We start from the raw sequence: 18788 nt of genomic DNA, 5'->3' as shown, positions 1-18788 counted from the left end.
AGCGGCCGCGAAAGGACTTGCACCCTCGAAGCACCTGCCGTGCGGATGGCCGACGGCGGAGTTCATCGCAGGGGTGGATCGACGATGAAGCGGGCCGGCTCCTTCAGTACGTGTCGGGCGCCGTCGACGTCGGCCAGCCGAGCGGCCAGCGTGCGGGCGGCGAGGTGGTCGGGCAGTGCCGCGTTGAACTTCAGTCCCTCGAGTGCCTCGCGGTCGACCTCGGGCAGCGCGATGCGGTCGGTGGCCGCCTCGCGCAGCGCTTTCCACCGGGCCGAGTCGAGGTCCTCGGCCAGCCGCAGCCAGCGGTCGTTGGGGCGCTGCACCGGGTCGACCCCGGTGTTCAGCGTCGCACGCAGTGTCAGATTGGTCTTCGTACCCGCCCAGGTCCACCAGCGCAGGTCGCCGTCACCGCTGCGGGTGACCACCGTGCCATCCGGGTGGACGCGTTCCTCGTGGCGTTCCCGGGCCTCGGCGAGTGCCGCAACCGCGCGCCGGGTCAGCCGTACACGCGGGTCGGTGCCCAGCAGCACGTCGCGCTGGGCCCGCGCCATGTCGAAGGAAAGCCCGGTGTGGCCGCTCGACTCCCAGCGGGCCGCCCCGCCGCCGTTCTCGGCGGGCTCGACGAAGCACCGGCTGCGCCGCCAGTCCACCCACGCCACCGTCCAACTGCGGCCTGCCAGGAGCAGCCGCCGCGGGCCCGTGCCGTGCTCCCGTGCGGCCAGCAGCGCCGGATTGGTGCGGCCGATCTCGGTGCGCCCGTGCAGCACAACGAACTCCGGCGGCGCGGTGAAGACGCTGGTCAGCTCCATGAAGTGGCGGTGCCCGAACTTCCGTTCGGCCTCCGGGCCGATCATCAGCATGCCACCGTCGCGTTCCACGAAGCCTTCGGCGAGCAGGTGCGCAGCGATCGGCTCGCCGTGGCCGAAGGGGTCCAGCCCCGGCCACCACTCCGGCCAGAGCCGCTCGCCCACCTCGAACTCCTGCAGGCACAGGGCGAGCAGTTGCTGGGCGACGATGTGTCGAGGTTCGGGGGTCGGGGTCACCGCCTCCACCCAGTGGCGTCCCCACAGGTGCAGCAGCCCGGCGGCCTTCAGCAGGCCCGTGTCGTTCAGCGCCAGGAACAGGCAGTTGCGGTTGGTGCCGCCGCGCCGCCCTGTGCGCCCGATGCGCTGCAGGAACGAAGCCACGCTGCCGGGGGCGTCGATCTGGATGACGCGGTCCAGGTCGCCGACGTCGATGCCCAGCTCCAGCGTGCTCGTCGCGACGATGACGCAGTCGCGCGCCTGTGTGAACGCGTCCTCGGCGCGGCGGCGCTCGTCGGCCGACAGCGAGGCGTGGGAGAGGAACGTGGTGACACCGCGTGCCCGCAGGCCCGCCCCGAGGCGCTCAACGACCTGGCGCGAGTCGCAGAAGACGAGCCGCTTCTCGCCCGCGTGCAGCGCGGCGATCACCTTCGCCGCGTTGTCGAGTGAACCAACATAGTCGAGTTCGACGTCGCCGGGGGGCGGTTCGGCGGCGGCGGGCTTCGCGGGCTGTGCTTCTGGTGCCACCACCCTTGCCGGCGCTTCGCCCGCGCTGCTGCCCTGCAGCCAGGTGAGGAGCTCCGCAGGGTTACCCACGGTCGCCGACAGCCCGACCCGCTGGATCGCCCCGCCGCGGATGCGCGTCAGGCGCTCGAGTACGGCCAGCAGATGCCAACCCCGGTCGTCCCCGGCGAACGCGTGCACCTCGTCCACCACGACGGCGCGCACCCGCCCGAACATCTCGTAGTGGTCCACCTTGGTGCTCACCAGCATCGCTTCCAGCGACTCCGGCGTGGTCAGCAGGACGTCCGGGCGCTCGCGCAGCAGCCGCTGCCGGGCCGAGGCCGTGACGTCGCCGTGCCAGAGCCCGACCGACCGCCCCATCCATCCCGCATAGGCCTGCAGCCGCGGCAGCAGGTTGTTCAGCAGCGCCTTGATGGGGCACACGTAGACGAGCGACACCCCCGGCCCCCACCCCCCGGCCATCGCCGAGAGCAGGGGGAACACTGCGGCCTCGGTCTTGCCGCCCGCGGTGGGCGCCAGCAGGACCGCGTCCTCGCCGTCGGCCAGCGGAGCGAGCGCTTCGCGCTGCAGGGGACGCAGACCGGGCCAACCCAGCGTGTTGACGATGTGGTGGGCCAGCGTGGGGTGCAGCAGGTCCAGCTCGTGGCTCGATGCGCTCACAGGTCCAGATCCACGTCGTCGGCCGAGTCGGCCGTCCGGGCGCGGGCATTGCGCTCGACCTCGCTGAGGTCGCGCGAGTCGACCGCCAACCGGTAGTGCCGCCGCGGGTCGAAGTCCTCGACCTGGTCGACGCGGTCGCAGACGTCCACGAGCTTCCGCAGGAACATCCGTGGAGCGACGCCGACCCGGCCGCCCAGCTCGCCCGCGACCGCCTCGCCCAACTCCACCAGGTAGCTGTCGTCCACCCGGGAGCGCACCCGCTGCGGCTCGGCGGCCCGGTCGGCGTGCAGTTCCCGGACCGCGGCACCGAGCCGGTGCAGCTTGTCCTGGTCGAAGCCGGTGAGCCGGATCTGGTCGGCGCGCAGGTTGTCGTGCGCGGGGTCGGCGAGGAACTCGGTGGCCAGCCGCTGCGCCAGTGGCGCCAGCCGCTGTACACCCTGCGGACCGTCGAAGAAGGCGGGCGTGCCGGTAATGACCAGGTAGAGGCCGGGGAACCGGCCGCCGTCGATCTCATCCAGCAGTTGCCGCAGGGCGTTGAGCGACTTCTCGCGCGTGTCGGTACGCGCCCGCTGCAGCGTCTCCAGCTCGTCCAGCACCACCAGCAGCCCCGGGTGACCGCACCCCTGCAGCAGCGTAAGCAGCCCCTGGAGCGCGGCGAGCGCGCCGAAGTGGTCGAGGTCGCCCTTGATGCCCGCGTAGCGCTTCGCGGCGGCTGAGACGTTGGGCTGTCCGCCGAGCCAGGCGATCAGCGCCTCGGCGGTCGCGGACTCGCCCGCGACCTGGGCGCGCTGGTAGCCGCGCAGCGCCGCGGCGAACCCCGGGTTGCTCCGCGCGACCTCGGCAAGCCGCCGCTCCAGCAGGTCGCCGACGGCCTCGGCCAGCGCCTGCTCGTCGGGGCCGTCGGAGCCTTCGGGGACGGTGCCGGAGTCGAGCACCTCCTCCTCCAGCGTGTACACCCAATTGTCCACGATCTCGCGCAGCGCGCTGGGCGGCTGGGTGGCGGTGGCCAGCCGCTCGGTGAGTCGCCGGTAGACCGTCTCCAGCTTGTGCAGCGGCGTCTCGGTTTCGGAGATCTGGATCTCGGTCACCGCGAAGTTGGCCCGCTTGGCGCGTTCGGCCAGCCAGCGGGTGAAGAACGTCTTGCCGGAGCCGTACTCGCCGCGGACCGCCTTGAAGGAACCGCCGCCGGCGGCGGCGCCGCCCAGCCCGCGCTGGACCTCGCTCTCGAAGCGCTCCATGCCCACCGCGAACAGGTCCAGCCCTGCACGGGGAACGGTGCCCCGACGCAGAGCATCGATCACCTCGTCCCGGCGGATCGCGCTGACCTGGGACATCTCACCCGCCTTCGGACAGGAACTGCCGCTTGAGGAGCTCCACGTTCAACTCCACGGCACGTTCGGACTCGGGCAGCTCCAGCACCGCGAAGCCCTCGATGTTGAGCACCTTCTTGACCATCTTCAAAAAGCGCACGGCGCGGTAGGCGGTCGCGGACTCCCCGGCGGCCTCGGCGACGTGGCCGACGTTCAGCCGGGGCCGGGCACCCCCGCTGGCCGCCAGCGTGTCGATGACCGTGGCGATCTTCGCCGCCTCGGGCGCCCGGTGCACGTGGGAGCGGCTGAACTCGAAGATGTCGGTCTCGGTGACCCGTGCGCCCAGCGACCTGCTGTCCGCCGTGTCACCGAACAGCACCGTGTCCTGGGCGGGCGTACGGCTCTTCTTGCGCCCGCCCCGCTTGGGCGCGGCCGCGGGTTCGGCCGCGGAGTCGGCGGCCGGTGCCGCGGCAGGCGGTACGGCGGCGCGCTGCTGCGCCGACCCGTCCAGCGGTCGGCTCCACCAGGCCGGCTCGAGCTGGGCGGCGCGCAGCGTCGACCACCCCTTGGGCAGCGGCGCGCCGAGCGGCAGCAGCGCCAGCACCGGGATGACGACCTCGGCCGCGGAGATGCCGCCGTGGTAGCCCTCCTTGCGGTCGGTGTAGCGGATCCGCTCGTCCCAGGGCACCACGATGGTTCCGCCGCCCGCCAGCACCCGGTCCCCGGAGACCTCGACCTCGCCGTCCTCAGGGGTGCCGGTGCGGTAGCGGGCCGACTCGCCGTCGCGGGTGCGCTGGTTCTCCCCGCGGTCCCACACGTGCCCGTGGTCGGAGGTCAGCAGCACCGGACAGCCGGTGCGGGCCGCCGCGTCCAGCAGCATCAGCAGCTTGCCGAGCCGTTCCAGGTGCCAATCGGGGTCCGGGTCGCCGCGGTCCTTGGCCAGGGCGTCGTCCACCACGTTGATGACGGCCGCCACCGCGGTGTCGGGCTCCGCGATCGCCTCCACGACCTCCTGCGGGAGGCTCTGGCCGATCGCGGTGTCCAGGTCGCGCTGGTAGAACAGGGCGGCGCCGCGGCCGCCGAACCCGGGCTGCCCCCACAGGCGGGCGAAACCGGAGCGCTCCTTGCTCTGCCCGCCGGTCTCCAGTGCGCCCGACAGCAGCGAGGTCCGCGAGCACGTGGTGACCGACGGCAGGGTCGACAGCGCACCTTCCCTGCGGGCGTTGTCCTCCGAACCGCGGCCGATCTCGGTGAACCGTCCTAGTGCGGCGATCTGCTCGCCGAGCTGCACCGCGACTTCGGCGCTCATCCCGTCGAGGACGACGATCAGCGGCGCCTGGTGCTCGGCCAGCGGCCGGGCGACGGCGTGCAGCAGGTTCTCGGCGCGCAACTGCCGGTCGGTCCGCGAGTAGGAGCCGGTCCAGGCCGCGACCCGCTGCGCGAAGGAGCGGTCGAACTCGCCGCGCAGGTGCCGCACCCGCGTGTACAACTGCGTGTAGGCGTCGGCGAGGCTGGGCACGTCGGTGCGGCAGAACCGGATCGTGGTCGCCGCGCGGTCCACCCACCCGGTCTCGTCCATGTGTGCGGCCGTGCCCTCGGCGACGGTCCGCACTGCGAAGCGCCCGCCCGCGGTCCAGCGCAGGAGCCGGACGGCCGCCAGGGCGGCCGCCGCGTCGTGCCCGTTGCGGTCCAATCTGCGGTGCCGGCGCAGGTTCTCCAGCGCTTCCTCGACGTCGGCGAGGTCCTGCGGTGCGAGCGTGTCGACGCTGTCGGGCCGCAGCAGCTTCGCGATCTCCTGGCCGAGGGCGGACAGGCGTGCGTGCAGACCGGCGGTCAGCACGCCGCTGCCGCGGGCCACCGACTCGGCGCCCAGCGACCCGAGGATCTGCTCGGCCTGCCCGCCGATCTCGGCGGCCGAGCGGTGGTCGTCGCCGTCCATCATCCGCAGCATGGCGGCCTCGCAGGCGCGGCCGAAGCCGGAGAGCGTATCCTCGTCCGGCGCCTCCGCGCCGAAGAACCGCTCCCCGGCGCGGATCCACGCGTCCCGGGCGGCCGTGCCGCCGGTCCGCTGCGCCTGCAGAAGTTCGGCCAGCACGAGCCCGGCGGGCAGCGCGTCGTAGGCCTGGCCCTTGTCCAGCAGCAGGAACACGACCTGGGCGACCGGGCCGACCGCGGACTCCAGCTCGGCGCGCAGGCCGTCGCGCTCGTCGTCGCGCAGTTCGGCGAAGCGGCCCACGCGGGCGTGGTCGCGGGTCCAGTCCAGCAGCGCAGCGGCGTCGATCCGGTCGTCCTTGTCCTTACCGAACCGCACCGCGGTGACCACCCGCAGCGCCTCCTCGAGGCGGATCAGCCCGCCCGAGGCGTTCAGCGTGGTGGTGGTGCGGATGTCGCGGAGGGCGTCGGCGAGCCAGCCCCACCGCCGCGAGTACAGCCGCGGGTCCAGCGCGACCGCGTTCAGTTCGCTGAGCAGCAGCTCCCAGTTGTTGACGCGGTGCACCATCCCGCCGAGCAGCCGTCCCAGCAGCGCGGGCCCGAGGTCCTCGCCCGAGCAGGGGGTCAGCAGCACCTGGTAGTCGGCGCCCTCGAGCGGTTGGCTGAGCCGGTCGAGAACGGCGAGCACCGTGGGGGCCGCGGCGACGCGGACCCGCAGGTGCCGGTTCTCGAACTCGGCGGAGATCTCCGCGGGCCCGTCCCAGACGGGGGCGGCGGTCAGCGCGACGGTTCGGGCGCGGGAGCGCGGACGGCCGCGCTCGACGCGGTCGGCCTCCTGTTCCAGTGCGCGGATCAGGGCACCGGCGATCGCGTCGGCGGTGACGGTCTGCTGCGCTGCGGTGTCGATCGCGGTCATGCGGCCTTCCCCGGCGCCGTGTGCGGCGTGCCGTGCGCCCTGTGTGCCCTGCTGCTTGTCCTGCTCACGTGGTCTTCCGCACGGTGATCTCGATTTCCACCTCGGCGTCCGCGCCGACACCGAGCTCGTTTCGCAGTGCCCGGATGACCTCGCCCGGGTCGTCGTCGGCGGACAGGCGGCGGGTGGCCGTGTGCTCGCCGGTCTCGGGGAGGGTGACCTGCTCCTTCCCGTCCGACCGGTCGACGTGTTCGGGCGGCCTGGGACCCGGGTCGGTCGGGGGTGTCGGGTCCTTGCGCACCAGCAGCGAGAACGCCTCCCGGCCGACCCGCTCCAGTTCGGTGGCGATCCTGCGCTGCTGCTCGTTGTTGCGGGCGTTCTGCCGCAGTTCGTTGAGGAGGTCCGCCGCTGCCCGGCTGTGCTCGCCGCCCTGCTCGGCGCGTTCGGCCAGCGCCTCGATGTTCTGCCACTGCGCCGCCGCCAGCGCCTGCGCCACGGCGGAGGCGGAGTCCATGCTGGCGCGGTAGACCTGCGGTTCCTGCGACAGTTCGGCGTGGGCGAGAGTGGTGACGAGTTCGGTGTCGTCGGCCTGGCCGCGCATGCGCCTGAGCAGGTCGTGGGTCGCCTTGGCGGTCGCCAGCCGGGGCGCGTCCTCGTCCAGCCCGAGCAGCGCGGCGCGCTTGCGCAGCTCGGTCAGCAGCGACTCGGTGGCGGCCTGCCACCGGTTGGCCTGCTCCTTGAGCTGCTCGGCGAGCCGCTGCACGGCCCGCGCGTTGCGCACCGGCTGCTTCGGCAGGTTGAAGATCCCGGCCGCCAGTTCGTTGGCGCGGTCGAAGTCCTCGGCGGTGGGCAGCTCCTGGCGTTTGAGGACGATGTCGCCTTCGAGCTGGCCGATGCCGACCGCGGTGTAGCGCTTGCCGCCGCGCATCCAGGCCCGGTCGGACTGGATGGCGTAGACGAGCACGACGAGGTCCACGACGTCGTCGGGCAGTCCGGAGCCTTCGGCGGTGTCGCGGATCCACTCCTTGAGGTGGCGGACCCGGATCTCGGTGGTGTCGGCCTGGGCGCTGCGCGCTGCCTTGTCCAGCGCGGTCATCCAGTCGTCGCGCAGCACGAAGACTTCGCTGACCTGCGCGATCCGCAGTTCGTGGGCGACGCGGCGCAGCACCGGCAGCGCCGTCTTCGGCGGTTCGTAGCGCTGCAGCTTGTCGGCCTGGGCCGCCTCGACCGCCTCCAGCACGGCGGAGAGGTCCTGGCGGCGCACCGGGGTCCGGCTGCTGCCGCCGGCGGAGAGGTCCGGGTGCTCGGGGAACAGGTGGCTGAGCAGTTGCCCGCAGACGCGTTCCAGCGCCGCGGGAAACTGGCTTCCGGCTTCCAAGCGGATATTGGCGGCCGGGGGGAAGGCGTGGATGTGGCCGTCGATGAGGGACGTGTAGTCGGTGTCGTTGGGTTCGACCAGCCCGTAGGCGCCGCGCATCAGACCGCGGAGCTGGGTCTCGAGCTGCGAGCGCTGGTTGTCGAGCTGCGCGGCGGCCTCGCGGCGGTCCTCGGAACTCCAGTCGGGCGCCTTCTGCTCGATGACGCCGGGCTGCAGCAGGTTCTCCACCATCAGCAGCCGCCGGGCGTCCTCCAGCCGGGCGGGCGAGAGGAAGTTCGGCAGCCAGGCCACGGTCGCGGGCGGCTCGCTGAACTCGTCGCGCAGCCGCTCGACCCGTTCGCGGTCGTCGGTGGGGTGCTTGTCCTCCTCGTCGAAGGGGTAGTCGATGACGACCCGCAGCGCGCCCGCGGTGTCGGGCACGAACCGCTCGCGGTGCAGCCGGTCCTCGGAGCGGACGTTGCCGTAGTCGAGCTCCACGACCCGGCGGGTGCCGCGCCAGACGACTTCGCTGCGGGTGGCGCCGGGTTCCAGCGCAAGCTCGTGCCAGAGCAGCCGCTTGAACAACTGGTTCAGCGCGTGGTCGTTGGCGGCGCTGTAGACCTGGCGCATCAGCGACTCGGTGTCCACGCGCAGCAGGTTCAGCGAGACGGTGGGGTTGGTGGTCTGGTTGCCCACCCGGATCTCGCCGAACTGGCCGTTGAGGTCGCGGAAGAAGTCGGCGACCCGCTCGATGTCCTGCCCGGTGCGCCGGGCGCGGATGATGCCGTGGTTCAGGCCGATGAGGCGGCTGGCGGTGAGGTCCTTCAGCGCCGGGACGTTGGGCGCCAGCCCCGACAGCAGCAGGGTCTTGACCAGCAGGTCCTCGGCGCGGAAGGGGGCGCGGACGTCGAGGTTCGCCGCCTCCTTCTCGCCGAGTTCGTGGCGGTGCAGCAGCCAGGGACGCACCTTCTGCCGGTAGAAGGTGCTGATTTTGGTGTACTCGGCGCTGAGGACGTCCTTGAACGGGCGGTCCTCGCCGTCGTCCAACACGTCGAACACCGCCCCAAGGGGGACGAGCTGGCCCACGGGCAGGCTGTCGCGGTGGTTGACCATGAGCTGGCGCATCAGCTTCAGCGCGCTGCGCTGGCGCTGGAGCGCGCCGGAGAGGTCGACCATGACGTGCAGCATCGCCGGCGTGAACGGGTAGAGCGCCCGGAAGTCCTCCCAGGAGTCGGCGTCGCCGCCCTCGGAGTCGAGTAGGGCGTCCTTGACCTCGGGGCTGGCGTGGCGGGTGTTCTCGAAGGCGGTCGCGATCTCGTCGGCCGCGCTCTCGTTCTTGGGGCGCAGCAGGCGGTGCCGCACGACCTCGGTGAGGTTGCCGTCGGCGAGCTTGATGTGCCCGAAGCGGCCGTCCCAGTACTTCAGCGTCTGGTCGACACCCGCGGTTCCCGCGCCGAGGCCGACGAGTTCGCGCAGGTCGCGCTGACGGGGCACGAAGCTGATGACGGGCGCGGGCCGGTGGCTCTCGGAGGACTCCACCAGCTTGGCGACCTTCTGCACCTCTTCGTTGATCTGCCATTCCTTGCCGATGAAGGCGGTGAAGCGCAGGATCAGCTCGTCCAGGAGCAGGATGACCGCGTCGCAGCCCAGCTCCTCCTTGGCGTGCCGGCTGATGATGGAGAGCCCTTCGTCCATGGTGACGAAGGCTTCGGCTTTGCCGTGGACGGTGTCGGTGTAGCGGGTGAAGTGGTGCTCGAGCAGGGCGCTGACGAGCTGGAGGCGGAGGCGTTTGGCGTCTTCGTCGTCGGTGCCGGAAGGGACGGCGAACGCCTGGTCGAGTAGTTCGGGTGTCCACTTGCGACCGGAGGACCAGTGGCTGGCGCCCCACTGGGAACTCTCCTCGGCGGAACCGTCTTCCGGGATCTCGGGCAGCCCGTCGATGAAGGCCTCGTCGCCGATGGTGGCGCGCAGGTTGCGGGCGTCGGCCAGCAGGCCGTCCGCGCGGTAGACCGGCGGCACCGGCGCGTCGGGGTACTCGGCGCGGACTTGGCGCACGTAGCCGCCCAGGATGGCGGACTCGACCGACTCGGCGTCCACCAGATGGCTCTTGACCTGGATGAACCGTTTGCCGTTCAACCAGTTCTCGTGCCGGTCGAGGATGGCGGGCATCTTGGGGATGTCGCGCACGGCCGGGTTCTGCCGCAGGACCGCGTTGAAGACGGCCATGAAGTGGCTCTTGCCGGATCCGAAGGAGCCGTTGAGGTAGGTCGCGCGGGACTGGTTCTGCGCCAGCGCCCCCTTGACAGCGTCCAGCGCCTCGTTGAAGCACCCGGCGAGCTGGTCGGTGATGACGTACTGCGCGAGCGCGTCGCTCTGCCCGGCGTCTACCCCTTCCGCGAGCTTGAAGACCAGGTCACCATCGTGGATGGCTTCCGGAACTTCGATGAGGTCGCTGAGGACGCGCTTCGCACCGGAGGCTGGGGGAGCGGACATGGCTGCGCGGCACCTTCCGATTCCGTCGTCGGGGAGTCGTCAGAACGTCGAAGGAGCGAGACCGGGCGGGGGCGGGAGCGCTCTAGGTCAAGCCTATGGGGCCGCTCTCGGACACGACACAGGGTTGCGGATCGTGTGTGTGACCGATAGCGGCCGGTGAGGCGTGCGTGAGCTGGTGGTAAGGCGGTTGTGCGGCGGTTGGGTGTCGTGGGAGTGGGTGCGGTTAGGCGCCGCCCTTCTTGGTGCTCTTCTTGCCGCCCTTGCCGGGTGACGGGCGCCAGGCCTCCATGTCGGAGGCGGTGATGCCGGTGGCGTTCTGCAGTGAGGACAGGTCCTCGGCGGCGAGGTCGGCGGGGGTCTCGCCGTACTCGTCGCGTTCGGTGTGCCACTGGCGGACCCACGGCATCAGCTCGGCGATGCCCGCGAGGAGCGGCGTCATCCGCTCGTGGTCGGCGGCCCAGCCGTGCTCGTTGATCCGGTTGTGCGCGAGCGTGCCGAGCGCGTCGGCCTGCTCGGCGTGGTCCCAGCCCGCCCAGCCGAGAACGAGGGTGCCGTCCTCGTCGTCCTCGGCGCCGGGGTAGGAGATGAAGCGCTCCTTGGGGACGTCGAGCTTGCCGCGGTTGGACCAGTAGGTGGGTTTGCGGAAGTCGCCGGAGGTGTACTTGGGCGGCACGGGGATGTTGAGGCGCTTCTCGGGCTCGCCCTCGGGGAGGTCGGCGTTGAGGGCGTCCTCCTCGCGCTGCAAGTCCCAGACGTCCTCCCACTGCTTGCGCTTGCTCAGGCCGGAGTCCTTGTAGCGGAGCGCGGCGAGGTGGGGGACGTGCTCGGTCTGCACGATGTCCTTGATGACGGCGGAGAAGTCCTTGTCGGGGCCGTAGATCGACGCGACTTCGGCGGCCTCGGGGTAGAGGTCGCGGACGCGGTTGGCCAGGGCGCGGAGAGAGAGGGTGCGGGGGCGCTCCTCGCCGTTCTCATCGGTCCTGAACCAGAGGCGGCGGTCTTCGCACCGGTCGAGCAGCCAGGACTTCAGGGCGGCCTGCTGCTTCTTCTCCCAGGGTTCGGTGGCCCAACGGCGCTTGTATTCGGGACGCTCGATGAGGCCGATGTCTTTGCGGGAGGTGATGAGTTCAATGCGCTTTTCGACAACCTTGCGGTACTCCTCCGGCCACTGAGAAGGAATAGAGGTTATGGGAGCGAATCTGTGGTTGTGATGCGTGAACCACGTGGTCGACAACTCACCTTGCTCTCTCCTCCTGGCCATAACTATTGCGAAGGCTCGCTCGGCTGAGTCGATCTCCGGGAGGGCGGAAATATCGGAAAACAGGATTTCATCTCGCTCGCTGTCTGAGATTAATCCGTAACGGAAATAGAATTCCCAATCCAGTTCTTCCTGAAGTGCGATCATTTTCCGCCGGTGCTTGTGGTAGTCAGAATGGGCATCCTTAAGGCGGTTGCGCGTGGGGGTGGAGGAATCTGCGACAGCAGAGGGATCCAAGATAGAGAGGTGTCGTGCGCGCGAATCGATTTCGCTGGACAGATCGAGTGGCAGCTCTCTCGGTAGGGGGAATCCCTGGAGCTTCGTTCCTGTAAACTCATAGCGGTGTTCCCAGGGTTCGTCTGCCCCCGCTTGCTCTGCTCCGGGCCGCCCCTTATTGTGACTGACTTGCTTCAACCAGAAGCACGCCGTCGATGAGTTGAGGGCTCCGAGCAACTCTAGGTGGTGCTGCTCGGTCGCGGAATCCGGAAATTTAATTACCGGAGCCGAACGGTTAAATACTTTCCCGCCCCGGTCGAGAGTGAAGTGGTTGTGTGTGGCGACGAAAGCAAACGTAATCGAGAGGGGGTTCGAGTAGGCGGAAGTGGTGTGCTGCATGTACTCCCACCATTGAAGGCCCGAATCCTCCATGTTTCCTTGGAATGTCCGGCGTGCGGCCAATAGTGTGCGCAGGGGCCACAGGCCACGCTGTATAGATTGAACTGTTGTGCCGTTTGTGTAGGGGTAACAGATCATATCGTGTGGAGAAATCGACCAGTCACGTACGACTTCCCCTATTGCTAGAGGGAAAAAGGAGTTTCTGTGGGCAACGGGAGGGAGCGTGCTCCGCAGGGGCATCATGTAGGCTTCGTCTGCACCTGCGCGTATCGCGCGGCCGATGGGTTTCTCGATCCGAGTTGAAAGTTTATTCCCGGATTTCTCGACACGCTGGATAAGATCGCCAGTTCCACCACCGCTCAAACTCCACGGGTGGTATGTGAAACTTCCCCATGGAAAATCTGTGACACTCACCCATTCCGATTCCGAATCGTTTGCTTCATCGAGTTGCCCAACGATTGCGCGCCAGACCATTCCCATTGCGGCGTTCTGAGGCTGTTCCGGCTCCCCGCGGATTCCCAGAACAGCCCGCACGAACGCCTTGTGCGAATTGAGCATATTGCGGCCGATCAGGATTGCAGTGGGTGTTCCGTGCCCTGGTATATAAGCGCCCGATGTATCGATAACGTGTGTCAGGCGGACCTCGTTGCGGAAGAATCTTTCGATGAGCTTCTTGCCGAACTCGCGCTTCATGAAGGAATTGGCAGTGATCTGACCCACGTAGCCGGCGCCGATCTTATCTCCACCAGCACGCTTGGCGAGATTGAAGAACCGCTCAGCGAACGGGACGGACAAAGCGTAGGTCCCGGAGCAGCTTGCGTACCTGGACCGGTAGTTCTCGTTCTCCTTCTTGTCCTTGACCGTGATGTATGGCGGGTTTCCTACTACTACGTGGTAGCTGTGGACGCCAAGCAAATCGTGGTCAGCGGCGTAGTCGGAGACATCCTCCGTGGTGTATCGGTGAACACGGTCGTGCGCCGTCACCTCGCCTTTACGGCCTGGTGCCCCCCGCCCGTGTATAAGCGAGTCACCGGCTGCGACGACGATCGGCCAATCCGGGTTGCTTGCCATGAGCCGGGCGATGCCGGCTTCTTTCATGGCGGCAATGAGGAGGCGGAAGCGGGCGATTGCGACCGCGAAGGGGTTCTTGTCGACGCCGTGGACGCTCCGCAGGGAGCGGCTGATCAGGTCCCACTCGGAAGCGCCCGGCTCTGCCTTGCGCCACTTGTCGAGCAGGCGGTGGAAGGCGCCGAGCAGGAAGTGGCCGGATCCACAGGTGGGGTCGATCAGGCGGAAGCCCTTGCTCTCCGCCTGGTAGATCCGGTTGCCGTCGAGGCCGAACTCCTTGACAGCGGGTTCCAGGGTGTAGTCGAGGATGAACTCCTCAACGAACTCCGGTGTCTGCAGCAGCGCGAAGTTCTTGCGTGCCGACTCCGAGAGGTCCTGGTAGAGGTCGCCGAGGAAGCGGGTGTCCCAGGTCTCGTCGGTGAAGTCGTGGACCAGGTGGCCGTCGTCGCCGACCTCGCGCCAGAAGTCGATGAGGGCCTTCGCAGCTTGGTGAGAGGGCGTGATCGTCCACATCGGGTTGTGGTTCCGGTCGAACAGGCCGGCGGTGATGCTGGAGACGCTCATCTCCTCGAACGTGTGCACCAGCCAGTCGCGGTCGGTGCGTTCGGGAGCGTCGGGATCCCGCTCGCGCCACTCCAGGACCCAGGCGTCCTTGAGTTCCTGCGCGATGTCGTAGCGGTTGCGCTCGTCGCGCGGGCCTGAGATGTACGGATGCTCCAGCAGGCCGTTGTCCTCGCAGAAGCGCACGAAGACCGTCGACAGTACCCAGGCGGCCGCCGCCTGGGTGACCCGCTCGTCCCGCCAGGTCTCGTAGGTGGCTGCGGTGCGCTCGGCCTCGAAGGCGCGTGTGTGTTCGCGACGCAGTGCGTCCTCGAAGAACTCTTCCTGTCCGTCTTCGCCGATCTCTTTGATGGCGGTGGGATCCTCGCTGCGCTCCCGGAGGTCCTGTTCCAGCAGCTTGACCTGCTTCTGCAAGTCCTTGAGCAGGGATGCATGGTCGACCACGGCGACTCCTGGCAGCGCGGGGGAGGGACGATGTACTGCCTCTATTGTCGAGGATCCCGTGCTTGTGGTCACCAGATCGACTGATCATGGCCAGCCGGTAAACCGCCTGCCGAGGGGTCCGGCGGCGCCCGGACCCCTCGCGTGTGCCAGCGGCGCTACAGCAAGCCGCCCTTCACGTCGGCGAGGAAGGCGGACCACTCCGATACAGGGAGTGTCAGGTAGCCCGCACCTCGGTTCTGCGTGTCGCGGACCTTCACCTGCTCCGATGACTCCGCGACCTCCACACAGTCCTGGTGTGCCCCGCCGCTGTAGCTCGACTTATGCCAGGTATCGCACTCACTCATGCTCCAGTCCTTCCAATGTCTTCAGGATTAGCCGCGCGGACTCCTCCGGCGACAGTGCCGCTGCCTGAGTCGCACCGTAGAGTAGACGGAACTTGCGGACATCCTCGGGGGTGTCGATGACCTGGCCCGAGTGCGCGGATTCGGCATAGACCACATCGGAACCGCCAGGTGGCGAGATGATCTTGAAGGGTCCTGCCAGACCCGAGTGCCGCCCACTGACGATCTGTATTGACACCCGTTCGCGCTCTATCAGTCGGGCCACATGCGACAACTGCTCCTTATGTAGGTCGATCGATCCCATTTTGCGAGTGATTACTGATTGATCGAGTACTGCCCAATGGAGTGGTTTTTGTGACGCTAGAAACCGTTCCGCACGTTCCATTCGGTTCCGCACGCTGATGGCGGCCTCTTCCTGGGTGACCCACGGTGAGAGAGTCGACACCGCCGCCTTCGCATATGCCTCTGTCTGGAGCAGTGACGGAAACATCACCGTCTGAGATTCCATGATCGCGGTCGCTTCCTGTTCGAGGTCCGCCAACTCGTCAAGCCAGACCGATCGACCGCTTCCCGTTAGTTCTTCCCATAGTCGGACAAGATGTCCATCTGCTGACAGAGCCTTGTCGACCTGGGCGATGAGTGAACCTTTGGGGGTTCGTTCGCCACGTTCGATATTCGAGAGGTGTGAAGAGCTAATCTCCAGCTCTTTCGCAAGCTTGGCCTGCGTGATGTCTGCGTTTTCGCGCAGCCGTGAGAGTTCGCGCCCGAACCTCCGTGCCACGTCTTGAGTTGCTCCACTCATGGTTGTCATCTCAGCACAGAAAAACTCCCTGAGCCTCACCTATCCCCAAAATTGCCCGGTATCCAGTTCGCTATAGATACCTCACCTGCTCCGATGCAAAGTGGACGCATGAAAAGACCCCGGCGACGGCTGGCACCGTCCCGGGGCTTGGTCACCAGCTACAGAGGAGCTGACGACATGTCCGACCCTATCCAGAACGCGGTGCATGCCGAGCCGCTGATTCAGCCGTCGCGCGCCGACCGCCCCCGCCCCTACGTCCCTTCGCAACCCGCCATCCCGCCCGACTACGACCGCTTCTGCGAGGTGCACACCCGGCACCGCGCCCTGTGGCGCCTCACCTACGCGCCCGGCCACCCGGCGCCCTACCAGGCACACCACCGCCGCTACGAGTCCACCGCCCTCGCCGCCAGCAACCTGGACGCGCTCGACTTCGCTCTCGCGCAGTTCGCGCCGCCTCCTCCGCGCACGCGGCCCTACCTCGACAACCCGGTCGACTCCGACCTCCGCAACGGCCCCGACCCGGCGGCGGCCCCCCGCAGCGGGGCGGGAACCCCCTCCCGCACGGCGGCTCCCACCCGCCCCCTGGACCTGCGCGAAGCACACGGCCTGCACCAGATCGCCGACGACCTCATCGCGAGCCTCCGTGAGGAGACCTACTGGACCGCCGCCGTCCGCGAGGCCGCGCTGGAGATCCTCGCCCGCGCCGCCGCGCTCCTCGGCGACCACTGCGGCCGCCGCACGCCCGCAGCCTCCGACACCACCGCGCCACACACCACCGCTCCCAACACCACCGTGCCCGCACCCTGCCTGCGCCCGGCCGCCCACGACGGCAGCCACCTGGACGCCTCCGGCCGCACCTGGCCCAACGCCGAGGAGGCCGACCGATGAGCACCCCCCATGCCTTCGCCGACCGGCTCCACCCGCCCACCGGGTATCAGCGCCCCCGCCGCCAACCGACGACGATCCACCCGGCCGCTCGGCGCCTCAACGCGCTCTTCCCCGGTGCCACCGCCTGGTACGGCACGCACACCGGCACCTGGTGGGCGGTGCTGCGCGGCGGCGACCGCCTGTTGGAGGCAGCGACCGCCGAAGCGCTCGAACAGCTCCTCGCCGCCCTCCTGCCGGGCCAGAAGCCGCCGCCCACAACCATCATGCGGAGTACGGTGACGGCCCCGGCGCAGCCCTCCGCGTCCACGCCGACGCCGCCCCCTGCGCCACCTCCCGCGCCACGGACCGCGCCGCCGGTGTCGGCACGTGCATGGGCTCCACGGTCGTCGGTCTCCGCGGCGTGGCGATCCGCCGCCCACGGCAACCCGACCCCGCCGCCCCGGGCCGCCGCACCGCCGCCGCGACCGCCCGACGGACCGTCTGCCGGGCCACCCGGGTACTCGCAACCCCGCTCGTCCGCCGGGCGCCCACTGACACCGGATCCGACGCCTTACCGACCCGAACGGCCGAACCCGGACTCGGCCACCCCGCGGGGCCGCCCGACCGCCCGGTTATGACCCGCGCCGCCGCGTACGCCGGAACCGCGGCGTCGTGACCCTGCTGCTTCCGGCACGTCCACCGAACCGCTCGCCGCAGGCGCCGCCCACACGCCGGCGCCTGCGGCGAGCGAGCAGCACACCGGCGACAACACTCCCCGCGGCCACGCCCCCCGCCGCCACCGCGCCGACCAGCGCCCGCACACCCCGGCGCGTCCGGCCGCGGCCCCCTGCTCGGCCTCTCGATCGCCTTTCCGCTCGCCTCCCCGCGCGCTCCCGCCCGCCGTCGTCACCGCTGTCGCCGTCATCGTCCGGCGGCGGCTCCGCGCTCGCTCGGAACTCCTCGTCCAGGATGCGGTGGAACCGCCGCGACCGGCGCGACTCGGCCGTGCGCAGCCGCACCGCACGCACCCGGTTCCAGAACTCCCAGCCGATCCGGCCCGCGAACAGCCCGCGGGCGAGCACCCGCACATGCTCGTCGCCCATGGCGCGGGAGTCGTAGGCCATCTCCCACTGCGACACGATCATGTTCGTGTACATGCTCCGCCGCTGCTCCGCCCGATCGGGCATCGGCAGGTTCGCGCCCCAGCACCGCGCGTACTCGGCGTCCTCCATGGCCATCCGCAGCAGCTCGCTGTTGGAGTCGCGCAGCGCCAACTCCCTGGACATGCGGGTCTCGCGGGCCTGCAGCACCAGCGTCGCCACGACCCCGAGCAGGGCCAGTCCGGCGAGCAGCGCCGAAGCCGCACCGTAGGTCTGCCCGATGAAGCTCAGGTCCTCCCAGTCGTCGCTGACCCCTTCGACCGCCCCGAGCCCCAGCGGAGAGAGGACGACCAGCCCGACGACCACGACCGCCAACAGCGCGACGACGACGGGCGCGAGCACCCGCACGGCAGCACGGTCGCCGCGCGCCCGGCGCGCGTGCGGACTCGACCTGCTCACTTTCCCCTGCCCGTCCTGCCCGTCCTTCCGGTCCCGCCCGTCACGGGCCGACCGCGGGGGCGGGCAGCGGCGCGATCTCGCGCGCGAAGTAGTCCAGTAGCGGTGTCCCCCCGTCGAACAGCGCGGCCAGGTCGGCGACGGCCGCGGCGACGGCGTCGCGGTCCTCGATCCGCCAGGCGCCGAACGCCCGCCCCTGGGAGTCGTAGCGCACCAGGAACAGCAGCCGGTCCCCGAGCACCACCACCTCCGGCAGCGGCGCGCGCTCCTCCAGGTGGGCCACATCCGCCGCCGACACGGCGCGCAGCGACTGCCCCGCCTCGGACAGCAGGCGCAGGAACTGCATCTCCCACTGCAGGTACGGCGATACCGGGTGCTCCACGATGCGGATCCGCCGCGTCTCCATGCCGACCTCGCGGTCCTTGGCCGCCATGGCCTCCGCGTCGGCGCGGTCGGCTTCGTTCAACTCCAGGGCCTTCTGCCAGTCCCCGGCGGCGAACGCCTCCCAACTGGCGTCGCCGGGCTCCTCGAAGTGCTGCGCCCGCTCCAGCTTCCAGAAGACCCCGCCGCGCTCGTAGGCGGCCCAGTACTCGGCGTGGTAGTCGGGGCGGTCGAGCGGTCGGGCGGGCAGGTCGCGCAGCCGCTCAAGCATCGGGGATCTCCGGCTTCGCAGCGGTCAGCGTGACGCGGGGGATCACCACGAGCCGCTCGTCGCGGCCGACGCTGACCCCTTCGGGCAGGCGGCCCTGATAGGAGTCGGTCGCGTCGCGGCCGATGATGGCGATGTCGCCGTTGTCGAGCTCCCAGATGTCGGGGCACTCCGGCCCGGCCTTGGTGGTACCCAGGGCACGGGGCGCCGGGCCGATCCGGCGGCGGAGGTCAGCACTCGGGTCGGCTTCCCACGGACGGGGCATCGAGGACTCCTCGGTGCGAAGGGGCGGGCTACTAGAACTGCCCTCACGCTGCGTGCACGAAACCGCGCGCCGGTGACGGACCCGACGGCGCGCCGAACCTGTCTGTGGAGCCGGATTCGGCGCCGAATCCGGCCGCACGGACAGGCTCGG

Annotated in this window: 11 protein-coding genes; 1 reads left to right on the top strand and 10 read right to left on the bottom strand. The window is 69.6% G+C overall.

The features are described 5' to 3' along the window. Positions 1 to 62: 62 nt before the first annotated feature. The 7 genes from ABD284_RS04865 to ABD284_RS04835 form a co-directional block, all read right to left on the bottom strand. Positions 63 to 2207: a DEAD/DEAH box helicase gene (locus ABD284_RS04865; RefSeq protein WP_344141166.1), complete on the bottom strand. Its 2145-nt coding sequence runs from the start codon at positions 2205 to 2207 to the stop codon at positions 63 to 65. Further along, positions 2204 to 3541 (bottom strand): BREX system ATP-binding protein BrxD, encoded by a 1338-nt coding sequence (brxD, locus tag ABD284_RS04860; protein WP_344141165.1) that lies wholly within the window; start codon positions 3539 to 3541, stop codon positions 2204 to 2206. Before brxD ends, ABD284_RS04865 begins: the two co-directional genes overlap by 4 nt. A gap of 1 nt (position 3542) precedes the next feature. Next, the gene (pglZ, locus tag ABD284_RS04855) at positions 3543 to 6365 is read right to left on the bottom strand and encodes a BREX-2 system phosphatase PglZ (protein WP_344141164.1); all 2823 of its coding nucleotides are present in this window, start codon (positions 6363 to 6365) and stop codon (positions 3543 to 3545) included. A gap of 64 nt (positions 6366 to 6429) precedes the next feature. Beyond that, positions 6430 to 10212: a BREX-2 system ATPase PglY family protein gene (locus ABD284_RS04850; protein WP_344141163.1), complete on the bottom strand. Its 3783-nt coding sequence runs from the start codon at positions 10210 to 10212 to the stop codon at positions 6430 to 6432. Between the two features lie 223 nt (positions 10213 to 10435). Continuing rightward, positions 10436 to 14158, bottom strand: a complete 3723-nt coding sequence (gene pglX, locus ABD284_RS04845) for a BREX-2 system adenine-specific DNA-methyltransferase PglX (protein ID WP_344141162.1) — start codon at positions 14156 to 14158, stop codon at positions 10436 to 10438. A 155-nt stretch (positions 14159 to 14313) separates the two neighbouring features. Further along, positions 14314 to 14502 (bottom strand): DUF397 domain-containing protein, encoded by a 189-nt coding sequence (locus ABD284_RS04840; protein ID WP_344141160.1) that lies wholly within the window; start codon positions 14500 to 14502, stop codon positions 14314 to 14316. Further along, positions 14495 to 15301, bottom strand: coding sequence for a helix-turn-helix domain-containing protein (locus ABD284_RS04835; RefSeq protein WP_344141158.1), 807 nt, complete (start codon positions 15299 to 15301; stop codon positions 14495 to 14497). Before ABD284_RS04835 ends, ABD284_RS04840 begins: the two co-directional genes overlap by 8 nt. Before the next feature lie 177 nt (positions 15302 to 15478). Here ABD284_RS04835 and ABD284_RS04830 point away from each other — a divergent pair, with 177 nt between their 5' ends. After that, complete coding sequence (locus ABD284_RS04830; RefSeq protein ID WP_344141156.1) at positions 15479 to 16189, top strand: hypothetical protein; 711 nt, start codon at positions 15479 to 15481, stop codon at positions 16187 to 16189. Between the two features lie 611 nt (positions 16190 to 16800). On the opposite strand, the gene ABD284_RS04825 is transcribed toward ABD284_RS04830, so the two are convergent. The 3 genes from ABD284_RS04825 to ABD284_RS04815 form a co-directional block, all read right to left on the bottom strand. Next, positions 16801 to 17676, bottom strand: a complete 876-nt coding sequence (locus ABD284_RS04825; protein ID WP_344141155.1) for a DUF6082 family protein — start codon at positions 17674 to 17676, stop codon at positions 16801 to 16803. Positions 17677 to 17767: 91 nt separating this feature from the next. Then, positions 17768 to 18376 (bottom strand): DUF6879 family protein, encoded by a 609-nt coding sequence (locus ABD284_RS04820; RefSeq protein WP_344141153.1) that lies wholly within the window; start codon positions 18374 to 18376, stop codon positions 17768 to 17770. After that, positions 18369 to 18638: a hypothetical protein gene (locus ABD284_RS04815; RefSeq protein WP_344141152.1), complete on the bottom strand. Its 270-nt coding sequence runs from the start codon at positions 18636 to 18638 to the stop codon at positions 18369 to 18371. The genes ABD284_RS04820 and ABD284_RS04815 overlap by 8 nt, the downstream gene beginning before the upstream one ends. Positions 18639 to 18788 lie beyond the last annotated feature (150 nt).

The sequence above is a fragment of the Streptomonospora arabica genome (assembly GCF_039531585.1).
Lineage (GTDB): Bacteria > Actinomycetota > Actinomycetes > Streptosporangiales > Streptosporangiaceae > Streptomonospora > Streptomonospora halophila.
This window is presented reverse-complemented; position numbering and strand designations above follow the sequence as displayed.

Excerpts from the sequence above, each read along its gene's own strand:
- brxD (WP_344141165.1), bottom strand. The coding sequence starts at position 3,541 with ATGTCCCAGGTCAGCGCGATCCGCCGGGACGAGGTGATCGATGCTCTG.
- pglZ (WP_344141164.1), bottom strand. The coding sequence starts at position 6,365 with ATGACCGCGATCGACACCGCAGCGCAGCAGACCGTCACCGCCGACGCG.
- ABD284_RS04850 (WP_344141163.1), bottom strand. The coding sequence starts at position 10,212 with ATGTCCGCTCCCCCAGCCTCCGGTGCGAAGCGCGTCCTCAGCGACCTC.
- ABD284_RS04840 (WP_344141160.1), bottom strand. The coding sequence starts at position 14,502 with ATGAGTGAGTGCGATACCTGGCATAAGTCGAGCTACAGCGGCGGGGCA.
- ABD284_RS04835 (WP_344141158.1), bottom strand. The coding sequence starts at position 15,301 with ATGAGTGGAGCAACTCAAGACGTGGCACGGAGGTTCGGGCGCGAACTC.
- ABD284_RS04830 (WP_344141156.1), top strand. The coding sequence starts at position 15,479 with ATGTCCGACCCTATCCAGAACGCGGTGCATGCCGAGCCGCTGATTCAG.
- ABD284_RS04820 (WP_344141153.1), bottom strand. The coding sequence starts at position 18,376 with ATGCTTGAGCGGCTGCGCGACCTGCCCGCCCGACCGCTCGACCGCCCC.
- ABD284_RS04815 (WP_344141152.1), bottom strand. The coding sequence starts at position 18,638 with ATGCCCCGTCCGTGGGAAGCCGACCCGAGTGCTGACCTCCGCCGCCGG.